General features: G+C 56.9%; 14 protein-coding genes. 1 reads left to right on the plus strand and 13 read right to left on the minus strand.

Annotated elements, in window-relative coordinates; genetic code table 11:
• Window positions 1-14: 14 nt before the first annotated feature.
• The 12 genes from trpS to pilM form a co-directional block, all read right to left on the minus strand.
• The gene (gene trpS / locus ACUTSW_RS21770) at window positions 15-1,019 is read right to left on the minus strand and encodes a tryptophan--tRNA ligase (protein WP_445585335.1); all 1,005 of its coding nucleotides are present in this window, start codon (window positions 1,017-1,019) and stop codon (window positions 15-17) included.
• A 2-nt stretch (window positions 1,020-1,021) separates the two neighbouring features.
• The gene (locus tag ACUTSW_RS21775; RefSeq protein ID WP_004951303.1) at window positions 1,022-1,720 is read right to left on the minus strand and encodes a phosphoglycolate phosphatase; all 699 of its coding nucleotides are present in this window, start codon (window positions 1,718-1,720) and stop codon (window positions 1,022-1,024) included.
• Window positions 1,713-2,390: a ribulose-phosphate 3-epimerase gene (gene rpe, locus ACUTSW_RS21780; RefSeq protein WP_004951304.1), complete on the minus strand. Its 678-nt coding sequence runs from the start codon at window positions 2,388-2,390 to the stop codon at window positions 1,713-1,715. Before rpe ends, ACUTSW_RS21775 begins: the two co-directional genes overlap by 8 nt.
• Before the next feature lie 112 nt (window positions 2,391-2,502).
• Window positions 2,503-3,315, minus strand: a complete 813-nt coding sequence (gene dam, locus ACUTSW_RS21785) for an adenine-specific DNA-methyltransferase (protein WP_004951307.1) — start codon at window positions 3,313-3,315, stop codon at window positions 2,503-2,505.
• 317 nt (window positions 3,316-3,632) lie between these two features.
• Window positions 3,633-4,703: an SPOR domain-containing protein gene (locus tag ACUTSW_RS21790; protein ID WP_445585336.1), complete on the minus strand. Its 1,071-nt coding sequence runs from the start codon at window positions 4,701-4,703 to the stop codon at window positions 3,633-3,635.
• 157 nt (window positions 4,704-4,860) lie between these two features.
• Complete coding sequence (gene aroB / locus ACUTSW_RS21795; protein ID WP_004951314.1) at window positions 4,861-5,958, minus strand: 3-dehydroquinate synthase; 1,098 nt, start codon at window positions 5,956-5,958, stop codon at window positions 4,861-4,863.
• A gap of 95 nt (window positions 5,959-6,053) precedes the next feature.
• Window positions 6,054-6,575 (minus strand): shikimate kinase AroK, encoded by a 522-nt coding sequence (gene aroK / locus ACUTSW_RS21800; RefSeq protein ID WP_004391482.1) that lies wholly within the window; start codon window positions 6,573-6,575, stop codon window positions 6,054-6,056.
• A 348-nt stretch (window positions 6,576-6,923) separates the two neighbouring features.
• Entirely contained in the window at window positions 6,924-8,168 is a 1,245-nt protein-coding gene (gene hofQ, locus ACUTSW_RS21805) for a DNA uptake porin HofQ (protein ID WP_445585337.1), read from the minus strand.
• Entirely contained in the window at window positions 8,165-8,524 is a 360-nt protein-coding gene (locus ACUTSW_RS21810) for a hypothetical protein (RefSeq protein WP_445585338.1), read from the minus strand. The genes hofQ and ACUTSW_RS21810 overlap by 4 nt, the downstream gene beginning before the upstream one ends.
• Window positions 8,517-9,038: a hypothetical protein gene (locus ACUTSW_RS21815; protein WP_445585339.1), complete on the minus strand. Its 522-nt coding sequence runs from the start codon at window positions 9,036-9,038 to the stop codon at window positions 8,517-8,519. The genes ACUTSW_RS21810 and ACUTSW_RS21815 overlap by 8 nt, the downstream gene beginning before the upstream one ends.
• Window positions 9,031-9,567, minus strand: coding sequence for a PilN domain-containing protein (locus ACUTSW_RS21820; protein WP_445585340.1), 537 nt, complete (start codon window positions 9,565-9,567; stop codon window positions 9,031-9,033). The genes ACUTSW_RS21815 and ACUTSW_RS21820 overlap by 8 nt, the downstream gene beginning before the upstream one ends.
• Complete coding sequence (gene pilM, locus ACUTSW_RS21825; protein WP_445585341.1) at window positions 9,567-10,400, minus strand: pilus assembly protein PilM; 834 nt, start codon at window positions 10,398-10,400, stop codon at window positions 9,567-9,569. The genes ACUTSW_RS21820 and pilM overlap by 1 nt, the downstream gene beginning before the upstream one ends.
• A 122-nt stretch (window positions 10,401-10,522) precedes the next feature.
• On the opposite strand from pilM, the gene mrcA reads away from it, so the two are divergent.
• A complete protein-coding gene (mrcA, locus tag ACUTSW_RS21830; RefSeq protein ID WP_445585342.1) occupies window positions 10,523-13,081 on the plus strand; it encodes a peptidoglycan glycosyltransferase/peptidoglycan DD-transpeptidase MrcA in 2,559 nt (852 codons plus the stop codon).
• Window positions 13,082-13,139: 58 nt separating this feature from the next.
• Here the strand turns inward: mrcA and nudE are convergent, their stop codons facing one another.
• Window positions 13,140-13,694, minus strand: a complete 555-nt coding sequence (nudE, locus tag ACUTSW_RS21835; RefSeq protein WP_004951335.1) for an ADP compounds hydrolase NudE — start codon at window positions 13,692-13,694, stop codon at window positions 13,140-13,142.
• Between the last annotated feature and the right edge of the window lie 126 nt (window positions 13,695-13,820).

Consider the following 13,820-nt stretch of genomic DNA (forward strand, 5'->3'; position numbering starts at 1 on the left):
CTCAGCGCAAAACATTACGGTTGTGATACGAAACCTACCGCCTGATAAACCTTCGCCAGCGTTTCCTGAGCGCGCGCACGCGCCTTGGCCGCACCGTCACGCATGATCTGCTGCAGCAAGGCCTCGTCATTACGGAAGTTGTGATAACGCTCCTGCAACTCACCCAGCATACCGGATACTGCGTCGGCAACCGCACCTTTCAGGTGGCCGTACATCTGGCCTTCAAATTCGGCTTCCAGCTGAGCGATGCTTTTGCCGGTCACGCCCGCGAGAATATCCAGCAGGTTGGATACGCCCGGCTTGTTCGCCACGTCGTAACGAATCACCGGCGGCTCTTCGGAGTCGGTCATCGCGCGCTTGATTTTCTTGGCCACCGCTTTCGGATCTTCCAACAGGCCGATCACGTTATTGCGGTTATCGTCCGACTTGGACATCTTCTTGGTCGGATCCTGCAACGACATCACGCGCGCACCAGACTTGGGAATGAACGGCTCAGGCACCTTGAACACATCGCCATACAGCGCGTTGAAACGCTGGCCGATGTCACGGCTCAATTCCAGATGCTGCTTCTGGTCTTCGCCGACCGGCACCTGGTTGGTCTGATACAGCAGAATGTCCGCCGCCATCAGCACCGGGTAGCTGAACAGGCCGGCATTGATGTTTTCCGCATAGCGCGCGGATTTGTCTTTGAACTGGGTCATGCGGCTCAGCTCGCCGAAATAGGTGTAGCAGTTCAGCACCCAGCTCAGTTGAGTGTGTTCCGGCACGTGCGACTGCACAAAGATGGTGCTCTTTTGCGGATCGATGCCGCAGGCCAGATACAGCGCCAGCGTATCCAGCGTAGCCTTGCGCAGTTTTTCCGCGTCCTGACGTACGGTGATGGCGTGCAGATCGACGATGCAGTAGATGCAGTCGTAATCGTCCTGCAGCTTAACCCACTGACGCAGCGCACCCATGTAGTTGCCAATGCTCAGTTCACCGGACGGCTGCGCGCCGCTAAATACGATGGGCTTACTCATGTTTAAATTTCCTGATTCTCTAAAGATGACAGCCCAAGAGAGGGCAACAAATCGGCAAAGCGCTCCAACACGCGGTCGGGATGGCTCAGGGCAATAGCCTCGCCGTAGTTATAACCGTAGGTCAGCGCAGCGCTTGGGCAACCCGCCCCCTGTGCCGCCTGAATATCGTTGCGCGAATCGCCCACGAACAACAGCTCATTGGCGCGCAGACCAAGCTTGCCGAGCACCAGATACAGCGGCGCCGGATGCGGTTTCTTTTCCACCACGTCGTCACCGCCGATGATCAGCGAGAAATAATCGATAATGCCCAACGCGGTCAGTAACGGCGCAACAAACGGCGTCGGTTTGTTGGTCACCAGCGCCATCGGATAACCCTGTGCGGCCAGGCGGGCCAACGTTTCTTTCACCTGTGGGAACAGGCGGCTGCCGCTGTCGACGGTTTGCGCGTAGAAGTGATCGAAGCGCTCACGCAACTGACTGTTGTGTTCCGGCGTGGCTTCCACTTCAGCCCAACGCAGCGCACGCTGCACCAGCACGTCGGCGCCATTGCCAATCCAGGTCCCCACGCGGGCTTCGCCGGCCTGCGGCAGGCCCATTTCGGCCAGAGCCAGATCGATGGCTGCCGCCAACCCCGGCGCGCTGTCTACCAGCGTGCCGTCGAGATCGAAGGCCAGAGCGCGGATCGCGCTGAAATCAGCCATGAGTCACTTTCGCCAGTTCGCTGCGCATCTCGTCGATCACCTTGCGGTAATCCGGCTTGCCGAAGATCGCTGAACCGGCGACAAACATATCCGCGCCCGCCGCTGCAATCTCGGCGATATTGTCTACTTTCACGCCGCCATCGACTTCCAGACGGATATCACGGCCACTGTCGTCAATCAGCTTGCGCACCTGGCGCAGCTTATCCAGCGTACCGTGGATAAACGACTGGCCGCCAAAGCCCGGGTTGACCGACATCAGCAGGATCACGTCGACTTTATCCATGACGTAATCCAGGTAGCTCAACGGCGTCGCCGGGTTGAAGACCAGGCCGGCCTTGCAGCCGTGCTCTTTAATCAGTTGAATGGTGCGATCGACGTGTTCGGAGGCTTCCGGATGGAAAGAGATATAGTTGGCGCCCGCCGCAGCGAAATCCGGGACGATGCGATCGACCGGTTTCACCATCAGATGCACGTCAATCGGCGCGGTGATGCCATAGTCGCGCAGCGCCTGGCAAACCATCGGCCCGATGGTCAGATTGGGAACGTAGTGGTTATCCATCACGTCGAAGTGCACCACGTCGCCGCCTGCGGCCAGCACGTTAGCGGTATCTTCACCTAACCGGGCAAAATCTGCCGACAGAATGGACGGGGCAATTAAAAACTTTTTCATCCGCAATCTCCAAACGTAGGGTTCGAATTGTTATACCCTTCGCGTTTCAAGCCACAGCGTGGTTGGCTGCACCTGAAATCCGCCGGGCATATACGCCGGGGCGTACCCCGGTTTAACGATAGAGCGCCAAAAGCTCGTTCACTTTACTGCGACCAAGAATATTACGGCTGATGGTGCGGCGCGCTTTCACCACGTACAACGCGGCATGCTGGTACCAGTCACGCGTCAGCTCGGTGTCATGGTTGGAAATCAATACCGGCACCTGGCTTTCCACAGAAAGCTGATGCGCCATTAACGCCAGGCTTTGCTGATCGGCAATGCTGAAGCTGTTGGTGTGGTAAGCGGTAAAATTCGCCGTCGCCGATAATGGCGCATACGGCGGATCGCAATATATCACCGTCCCGCGCTCGGCTTTTGCCATGGTATCGCGGTAATGCTCGCAGACAAAAGTGGCGTTGCGGGATTTTTCAGCGAACCAGTACAGCTCTTCTTCCGGGAAGTACGGTTTCTTGTAACGTCCAAACGGGACGTTGAACTCTCCACGCAGATTATACCGGCACAGGCCGTTATAACAGTGGCGGTTCAGATAGAGAAACAGCAGCGCGCGGCGATAGGCATCGGCACTGGTATTAAACTCTTCGCGCAGCAGGTAAAAGCGATCCGATTGATTGAATTCATCGGTGAAAAGAAGGCGGGCATCGCGCACGAAATCATCCGTACGCAGCTTAACGATGTTATACAGGTTGATAAGATCGCTGTTGATGTCGGCGAGAATATAGGCGTCGTACTCCGTGTTCAGGAAGACTGAACCCGCACCCACGAAGGGTTCGATTAAGCAGTCGCCCGCCGGCAGATGACGACGAATCTCGTCAACCAGCGGGTATTTTCCACCAGCCCATTTTAAAAAAGCGCGGTTTTTCTTCATGCCGTCAGTTAGCTACTTATACAATTCAGAGCGGCGGATTGTACTCTGTTTCAGACAGCACATCAGCGCACAAATTTAAATGATTATACCCTTCATCTTTCAAGCTGCAGCAATGCCGACTGCGTGCAGTTATTTGGCCTGTCCATGAGCCTACCCCTCTCGGAGCCACCGCAGGGGGCGGGCAAATCTGCTCACGGCACACTTGCCCCCCATCACCGTAAGGGCAAAAATCTTCGCCCCGCTTACTACGGCCGCAGCATCTACATCCCTACAATGCATGAAATCCATGCCCTGACTGCAGCTTGAAATCTATTGGGTTACTTTTTCAGGTCCTGCTGAACCTGACGTACAGGCTTGGCCCACGGTTTTTTCGCCTGAACATCCGCCGGCAGCGTCGCGATTGCGCGCTTGGCTTCAGCCGCAGAAGCGTAATTACCGCTCACCAGCACGTACCATGCTTTACCGTCACGCTGGGTCGCGTACACCTGATAATTCTGCAGTTTCTGCTGCTTGGCGTAGGCGTTCAACGTATCGGAACGCGAAGCGCTGCTCAACTGCAGGGTATAGTGGCTGGCCGGGGCAGACTGCAACGAACTGCCGCTGCCGCTAACAACGCCCACCTTGGCACTCGTCGTGTCCGCTTTGGCGCTCGTCGTGCCTGTTTTGCTGCTTGCCGCTCCCGGTTTAGCGGAAGGAGCCGGGGTATACACCGTGGTTGGCGCTTTATGTTGCTGCGTCGTCGCCGGTTTACTGACGGTTTTTGCCGGTGTCTTATGTTGCTGTGGCGCAGAGCCCTGAACCGGGCGAGTTGCTTCTTTAGCCACGGTAGCGGCGGCGCCGTTCATCAGGGTGGCCGGAGCCGTAGGCAGCGTTGAAGCCGGGCCGCTCATGCCCTGCGTCGCCGCATCAACCTGGCCCTGCTGAGCGGATAACGCATCCGACATATTGCCCGGCAGATCGACACGCTGCTGCGCGCCATCCTGCACCGGCTGCGGTTGCGCTTCTGTCGGAGTGCTGGAGATCGGTGGAACGCTGACGTTTTGCGGCTGTTGCGCGGAAGTGCTGCTCACGCCGTTATTGTCATTGGTATCGGTCGTGCCGCCTGGAACACCGGTATTGCCGGTGGTCAGCGACGAAGAACCGGACAGGTTGATGTCTTTGGCCGCGCCGTTTTGCGCACCTTCCTGTGCCGCTTCATGCTTGGTAGGCGCCTTCAACGCCGAGCCGATACCGACAATCAGCAACAGCAGCACCAGAATACCGATGCCAATCATCAAGTGCTGACGCGAAACGGCAAAGCGTGGTCCCGGAGCCGGTTTACGCGAACGTGCAGGACGACGATCGCTGCTATCAGGTCTGAGATCGTCTTCCGGTTTAAACTCATCCATCTGAAACCCTCCAACTAGAGGCAAAAGCCCACCACCGTAGACCTACCGTGGTACGAGCAGATTAACCCGAGATGGCAAAGCGACATCAGTCATGCTTTGCACATTATTAATATAGATGTAAACAGCGGCTAAGCCACTGTTACTTCGTCCGATTTACTCAGGCGTTCCGTTCAGGCAAGCAAGCCGCGATAGAAGCAAGCACCACATCATGCCCGACTCCGCCACGAACTTCCGCCTGACCAATGGCCGTCGGCAGTACCAGACGCAGTTCGCCGGCCAACACTTTCTTGTCGCGCATCATGTGCGGCAAATAAGATTCCGGCGCCATTTCCTGCGGCCCGCACACCGGTAAACCCGCGCGCAACAACAGTGTTTTAATGCGTTCAATATCCTCGGCGGAGAACTGGCCGAGACGATGCGCGGTTTCCGCCGCCATCATCATGCCGGCGGCAACGGCTTCACCGTGCAGCCATACACCATAGCCCATTTCTGCTTCAATCGCATGGCCATAAGTATGGCCCAGATTCAGCAGCGCGCGCAGACCGCTTTCGCGTTCATCAGCGGCAACCACCTCGGCCTTCAGTTCACAGCAACGGCGGATACAATAGCCCAGGGCATTCATATCCAGCGCAACCAACGCATCGATGTTGTTTTCCAGCCAGACGAAGAAATCACTGTCGAGAATGATCCCGTACTTGATCACTTCAGCCAGGCCAGAGGAGAGCTCACGCGCCGGTAAGGTTTTCAGGCAGTCCAGATCAACCACCACTGAAGCAGGCTGATAGAATGCGCCGATCATGTTTTTACCGAGCGGATGATTGACGGCGGTTTTGCCGCCAACGGAAGAGTCCACCTGCGAAAGCAAGGTGGTAGGAACCTGAATAAAGCGGACACCGCGCTGATAGCAAGCCGCGGCAAAACCGGTAAGATCGCCCACCACGCCGCCACCGAGCGCGATCAATGTGGTATCGCGACCGTGAGGCTTTTGCAGCAGCGCCGAGAACACCTGCTCAAGCACGGCAAGGGATTTATACTGTTCGCCATCAGGCAAAATCACCTGATCCACCATTACGCCCGCCTGCTCAAGCACCTTCCGGACCCGGTCCAGATAGAGCGGCGCCAAGGTTTGGTTGGTGACCAGCATGACCTGTTCACCCGCCTTTAGCGGCATAAAAGAAGCCGGATCGTTAAACAATCCGGCGGCTATGGTAATCGGGTAGCTGCGCTCCCCAAGCGTTACGGTAATTCTCTCCATGTCGCGCTCAGTTCTCAATGTGTGGTTTATCCCCGCTGTTGCGGGGAACACAATCAGTCTTTCCGCATTTGCCGTGGCGAACACGGAAACCGCAATCAGTTGCTTTCCAGCATATTGATAATCTGGTTGGCAACCACTTTGGCGCTTTGATCGTCGGTGCGGATGGTGACATCTGCAATTTCTTCGTATAACGGATTGCGCTCTTTCGCCAACGCTTCCAGCACTTCGCGCGGAGGAGAATCAACCTGCAACAACGGACGCTTTTTGTCGCGCTGAGTGCGGGCCAACTGCTTCTCGATGGTGGTTTCCAAATAAACCACGACACCACGCGCCGACAGACGGTTACGCGTTTCACGCGATTTAACCGAACCACCGCCGGTAGCCAGCACAATCCCTTGCTTTTCCGTCAGTTCATTAATGACTTTTTCTTCACGATCGCGGAAACCTTCTTCACCTTCCACGTCGAATACCCAGCCCACGTCAGCTCCGGTACGTCGCTCAATTTCTTGATCGGAGTCGAAGAACTCCATATTGAGTTGCTGAGCTAACTGACGGCCAATAGTGCTTTTGCCGGCACCCATAGGCCCAACCAGAAAGATATTGCGTTTCTCTGCCATGTTTTTGGTATTACTAAGACTATTCGTTAATGTTAACCCGCCCCGCCAATCAAATCAGCGGCGGGACCTAAACTGAAACCTCATGAGCGATAGTGCGAGATCAGACGGAAAATTATCTCAACACTCTTGGTAGTTTGGCAACCGAATAAATCGCAATCCACGCCGCAGGAGGGAAACCATACGTTTTTAACGGCGTCTTGGCGTTAACAAAAAACCTCGGTGCTCAATTCGGTAACCCTTGTAAGCTAAATCGGCCGCAGCGTCAAACGCAGATGCCCCCAAGGTGAGAAAAAAGTGCATCTGCTCATCAACTTTAGGCGATTTCCACCGAACCTGACAGCTTGCTGCTCATGCCTTAATCAATGTCGGAGTAATGAATATCACCAGCTCGCGTCGTTTATGCTGTTTGGTGCTCTGTTTAAACAAGGAACCCAGCAGTGGAATATCCCCGAGCCCCGGCACCTTATCCGCCCCCTGAGCGCTCTGGCGCTGAAATACGCCGCCCAATACAATGGTTTCACCGTCTTTCACCGTCACCTGGGTTTTGATCTCCTGCTTATCGATCGCCAGCGCCTCGCCATCCGCCCGGCTGATGGAACGCCCGGGCATGTTCTGGCTGATTTGCAGCGTCAGCGTAATGCGACCGTTCGGCAAAATTTTCGGCGTCACCTCCATGCCCAATACAGCCTCCTTGAACTCCATCGATGTCGCCCCGCTGCTGCCGCTCTTCACCTCATACGGGATTTCCGTACCCTGTTTAATGCTGGCAGTTTGCTGATGCGCGGTCAGCAAGCGCGGGCTGGCGATGATTTCAACCCGGTTCTCCTGCTCCAGTGCCATTAGCTCCAGATCCAGCAGCCGTCCGCCGATGCGCGCCAGGTGGAAACCGGCGTTGACCGCGCTGCGTTCCAGCGGCAAGCTCACGTTAAAATCCCCCATCCGCAATGGCTTTGCAGCACCTTCATCCGGGGCCAAGCCCCAACGCACGCCGAGCTCGCGCAAACTTTCACTGTTAATGGTGACAATATGCGCCGCCAGCTGTACCTGCGCCAACGGTGCATCCATTTCCGCAATGCGCTTGGTTAATAACGCCACGATTGGGGCAGTATCGCGGATCAGCAGCGCGTTAGTACGTTTATCCGCCACCACGCTGCCGCGCTCGCTCAGCAAAATACTGCCCTGGGCATTCAGATTTTCGGCAATCTCAACCGCATCGGCATGATTTAACGTCAGGGTTACGCTTTCCAGCGGCTGCTTTTGCGCCAAAGCCAACTGTTGCCGTTGTTTCTCCTGTTCATCCGGTTCGGGAAACACCATCATGACGTTGCCTTCCAGCGTCATCGACAGTTTTCCCATACGCAGGATCACCGCCAGCGCTTGCTGCCAGGACACGTTATCCAACCGCAACGTCAGGTTGCCGCCCACGCCAGTCGCGGTGACCACATTGAGTTGCTGATAATCCGCCAGCGCCTGCAATACCAGGGTTACCGGCGCGTCCTGAAACGCCATCGATATCGGTTCCTTGTTCTGTGTCGCCATGCCGGAGGCAGCAATACTCCACAGCACCGCGCCCAGCCAAATGCCTCCTTTCATTTTTTTCCTTCCTTATGATTTCCCAATGTCAGCACCAGGGTATTGTCAGCCGCCGGACAAGCCGGATCTTCAGGACCCGCTTTCAACACCAGCCGCCCCTCAAACACCTGTTCCACTCGCCAGCGCCCCCCCAGCAGGCTTTGCCGAGACTCTAAACGCAACCACTGCCCTGCGGGCGTGACCACCCAGGCATGGCGCGACGCTGCCTGCCCGACGGTCCCCTTCAAAAGCCAGTTTGCCGGCGATTCTCTCTGCGTCAGGCAGTCAGACACGGGTGGCGGCATAAAGGGATTGCGCGGTTGCGCCATCAACGCCCACGGCAGCAACAGCCACCAAACCCCATAACCTTTATTCATCCGCATTTACCGGAGCGGCGTCTGCCGGCGCGTCGTGTAAAACGAAGTGCACCGTCAGATCGTCAGCCTGTGCTTCAAGGGTTATTTGATCGATGCGAAATGCGGGAGGCAACGCCTCCAGCAGCCGCAATAAACCGCCGTAATGAATGTTCAGGCTCAGGGTTTGACGCTGCGATTTCTCCTGCTGCTGCCAGCGTTGCAATGCAGCGCCCGCCAACGGCAGCACTTGCGTCAAATCACCCTGGGCGACGGGCTTGAGCGCGTTCTGCTGCAGGCGAAGATTAATCTCCTCCAACGTTGGCATCTGGGCCAACTGCTGTCTTAACGGCTCAATCTGCTCAATCAGACGCTGTTGCTCCGCCAATGTGCGCTCCCGCTGCTGCCATTTCTCGTGCAGAAAAAGCATGCCGAGCAGCAAAGCCAGGCAGCCCAACACCACCCCCTGCGCAACCAGCAGCTTCCAACCCGGCAGGTTCAGCCAGTACCTTGTCCAGAGTGGCAACGGCTTATCCATTCAGCCCCCATTGCGCCATCAGAGTGAATGAGAACAGGCCATCCTGGCGCTGTACCACGTCCGCCAACCGGCAGCTCTGCAATAGCGGCAGTGCCGCCAGTTGCCGCTCAAACTGGACGACAGCCCCATATCGGCGGCTGAGGCCCCGCAGCGTGATATGTTGTGCGTTGCTTTCCAACGAGGTCAGCCACATCGGCGCTGGAAGAATGACCGCGAACTGCTGTAACAGCTGCAGATAACGCCGGTTGTGCGCCTGGTTCTTCTCCTGCTGATCCGCCTGCGCGGTTAAGCGAGCCAAACGCGCCATCGCCTGCTGGAGTTGCTGATAGCGTTCCGCCAACGCCGCCTGTTGCCGGGACAGCGTCGACAAAGCCTCATGCCGCTGTGTTTGTTGATGACTCATCAGGCCAAAAACAACCGCCATTGCCGCCAGCATCAACGCCAGTTGCAAGACGAAAATTCGTAACCAGAAGGCACAGCGGCGGCGCTGGGCCAGCCTGCGCCAGGGCAGAAGGTTGACCTGATACATCAGCTGTCCCCGCTGCGCAGCGCCAGCCCCCCTGCCAACACAAATGCCCCCGGCAATCGGGGTAACGGGGGCCGCAATTGGTTGAACGCGCTGAACGGTGACCATGGCAAACACCCCTGAGGAGGCGGCTCGTCCACCACGCTGCTGTAATAAATCGGCTGCTCACCGATTGACGGGCAGGCTGCATGCATCGCCGCCAGCGCCTGGCTTGCCTCGCCCTCAGGCAAAATGCCATAGGCAAAGGCCGCGCGGCGCGGCGCGGTCCACAGCCACTCCCGATCGAGGCGGTGCAGCAAACCGGCTTCAGCCGGTACGCCTGCGGCAAATGCCATCATGTGCAAGGCACAAGGAGTGATGTCGACCACCTGCGGCCGTAAATTGGCCTGACGCAAACAATGCAACCATTGCTGCAACTCTTGCTGGCGCGCGGCGGTGAGCAACAAAGCGGCAGAGTCAGGCGGAGATTGGCGGTAGTCCAGCGCCAATGTCTGGCTATCCAGCGGGAACTGCTTCAGGCCATGACGGGTAATATAATCACCGCGCGCCGGCTCTTTCAGCCTGGCATCCGGCATCGGCATCAGATGCTGCAAAACTCGCTGGGCAGGCAAAGCAATGCGTAAGCAAATATGTCTTGGCAACTGGACTCGCCATTGCCGCAGTGCGTGAGTCAGCACCTCGGGTTGTTCGAGACACCCCTCGCGCAGCACCGCTTGCGGCAGCGTTTGCTGCCACCAGTGACGTAGTTGCCAACCGTTGCGGCGGCGCTGTGCCGCCAGGGCGCAAATGCGGTTACTTTGTATATCCAGCCCCACCTGCCATGCTTGAGATAACATATTTCGCCCGACCTCCATATCGTCAGATGATAAAAGAACATATCCATGTTGCAGGCTTGCCTTTATACTACCGCGCGGTTGTTTATAAACTGCCCAAATGACATGAAAATGGGAAATCTCAGGTGAAGTTCGTAAAGTATTTACTAATCCTTGCAGTGTGTTGCATCGTGTTGGGGGCAGCCTCGATTTTTGGCTTGTACAAATATGTCGAGCCACAGCTGCCTGACGTTGCAACGCTGAAAGACGTACGGCTGCAGATACCGATGCAGGTTTACAGCGCCGATGGCGAACTGATCGCCCAATACGGTGAAAAACGTCGTATTCCGCTGAAGCTGAACCAAATTCCGCCGGTCATGGTGCATGCGTTTATCGCCACCGAAGACAGCCGTTTCTATGAGCATCACGGCGTCGATCCGGTCGGTATCTTCCGTGCCGCCTCTATTGCACTGGTCTCCGGCCATGCGTCACAGGGGGCGAGTACCATTACCCAACAGTTGGCGAGAAACTTCTTTTTAAGCCCGGAACGCACCCTGATGCGCAAGATCAAGGAAGCCTTCCTGGCGGTACGCATCGAACAGATGCTGACCAAAGACGAAATCCTCGAGCTGTATCTGAACAAGATCTACCTGGGTTACCGCGCTTACGGCGTGGGCGCTGCAGCGCAGGTCTACTTCGGCAAAGACGTCAGCCAACTGACCTTGAGCGAAATGGCGACCATCGCCGGTTTGCCTAAGGCGCCATCAACCTTCAACCCGCTTTACTCGCACGATCGCGCCGTGGCTCGCCGCAATGTGGTGCTGTCGCGCATGCTGGATGAGCATTACATCACCCAGGCTCAGTACGATCAGGCTCGTAGCGAAGATCTGGTGGCCAACTACCATGCGCCGGAAATCAACTTCTCCGCACCCTATCTCTCCGAGATGGTGCGTCAGGAGATGATCAAGCGTTACGGTGAGAACGCCTATACCGACGGTTACAAGGTCTATACCACCGTCACCAAAAAGCTGCAGTTGGCGGCACAGGAGTCGGTACGTAACAACGTGCTGGCGTATGACATGCGTCACGGCTACCGCGGCCCGTCCAACGTGCTGTGGAAAGTGGGTGAGGCGGCCTGGGATCAAAAACAGATCGTCGATTCACTGAAAAACCTGCCGAATTATGGCCCGCTGGCGCCTGCGGTGATTACCAAAGCGACCGCCGATGAAGCGACGGCCATGTTGGCCGATGGCAGCAATGTTGCCTTGCCACTGGCCACCATGCGCTGGGCACGGCCGTTCAAGTCCGATACGCAGCAAGGCCCAACGCCAAAACGCGTGACCGACGTGGTGCAGGCCGGCCAGCAGGTGTGGGTACGCAAGGTGAACGAAAGCTGGTGGCTGTCACAGGTGCCGGACGTCAACTCGGCGTTGGTGTCGATCAACCCGAATGATGGCGCCGTGAAAGCGTTGGTCGGCGGGTTTGACTTCAATCAGAGCAAATTCAACCGCGTTACCCAGGCGCTGCGTCAGGTCGGCTCCAACATCAAGCCGTTCCTGTACACCGCAGCGATGGACAAAGGCCTGACCCTGGCCACTATCCTGAACGATCTGCCGGTCACCCGCTGGGATGCCGGTGCCGGTACTGACTGGCGGCCGAAGAACTCACCGCCAACCTACGACGGCCCTATTCGCCTGCGTCAGGGGTTGGGACAGTCGAAGAACGTAGTGATGGTGCGCGCCATGCGTGCAATGGGTGTCGACTACGCGGCGGAATATCTGCAACGTTTCGGTTTCCCGGCGCAAAACATCGTGCACACCGAATCGCTGGCGCTGGGTTCGGCTTCGTTCACCCCGATGCAACTGGTGCGCGGTTATGCGGTACTGGCGAACGGCGGTTATCTGGTCGACCCCTATTTCATCACCAAAATCGAAGATGAAACCGGCAATACCGTGTTTGAAACCAGACCCAAAGTGGTCTGCGACAGCTGTAATCTGCCGGTGATTTATGGCGATACCCACCGTTCCGCCGTGCTTTCCGACGATAACGTCGAAAACGTCGCGACATCGCAGGAAGGCGGTAACGGTAACGTACCTATGCCGCAACTGGAACAGGTTACGCCGGCTCAGGTGCAGCAAGATGGCGATCAGCAATATGCGCCGCATGTCATCAGTACCCAGTTGGCGTTCCTGATGCACGATGCGCTGAACAGCAACATCTTTGGCGAACCGGGTTGGATGGGGACCGCCTGGCGCGCCGGACGCGATTTGAAGCGGCATGATATCGGCGGCAAAACCGGGACCACCAACAGTTCAAAAGACGCCTGGTTCTCCGGCTATGGCCCCGATACCGTCACGTCGGTATGGATTGGTTTCGATGATCATCGCCGTGACCTCGGCCGTGCAACGGCTTCCGGTGCCATCGAAGATCAAATCTCCGGCGGTGAAGGCGGTGCGAAGAGCGCGCAACCGGCATGGGATGATTTTATGAAAATCGCGCTGGAAGGCATTCCGGAGCAAAAAGTCACCCCACCGCCGGGTATTATCAGCGTCACCATCGACAAAAGCAGCGGCAAGCTTTCCGGCGGCGGCGGCGGCAGTCGCTCTGAATACTTTATCGAAGGTACTCAGCCGACAAGCTACCCGACGCGGGATACCGGCACTACGTTGACGGACCCCGGCGGCGAAAGCCACGAGCTGTTCTAATAGAGAAGGGCCAGAGAAATCTGGCCCTTTTTTTATCGCGGAGATAGGGGATTGATGCCTAGCGCGAGCCGCGCAGAAATGCCTCGGTGAGGAACAGTGCACTGACATTGCGCGCCTCGCGGAAATCCGGCTCCGCCAGCAATGACATCATGTCGGCTATCGGCCAACGCACCTGCGGCAAGGGTTCAGGCTCGTCGCCTTCCAGGCTCTGCAGATAGAGATCGTTCGCCAACACGATATTCATTTTGCTGGAAAAATAGGACGGCGCCATGGTCAGTTGGCTGAGGAAATCGAAGCGTTTTGCGCCAAACCCCACCTCTTCCATCAGTTCGCGGTTGGCCGCCTCCAGCACGCCTTCACCCGGGTCGATCAACCCTTTGGGGAAACCCAGCTCGTAAGATTCGGTGCCCACCGCATATTCGCGGATCAGCAGCAGGTCGTCGCCAATCACCGGGACAATCATCACGGCTTCCCTTTCCGAAGGCCGCATCCGCTCATACACCCGCCGTACACCGTTACTGAACTCCAGATCGACCGACTCAACGTTAAATAAACGCGAACGTGCGACCGTTTCCACTTTCAGAATTTTAGGTTTTTGCAGGTGTTTATCCATGATTGCCTCAAATGAGTTATCCGGCGGTGCGCCACAGCATCAGAGATGATGACGCGGATACCCAGAATAATGATTGGCGTGGCGCAGATGCGCTCAAACGCTGACCAAATTCGATCTTGATCACAT

The sequence above is a fragment of the Serratia sp. TSA_198.1 genome, from assembly GCF_052686505.1.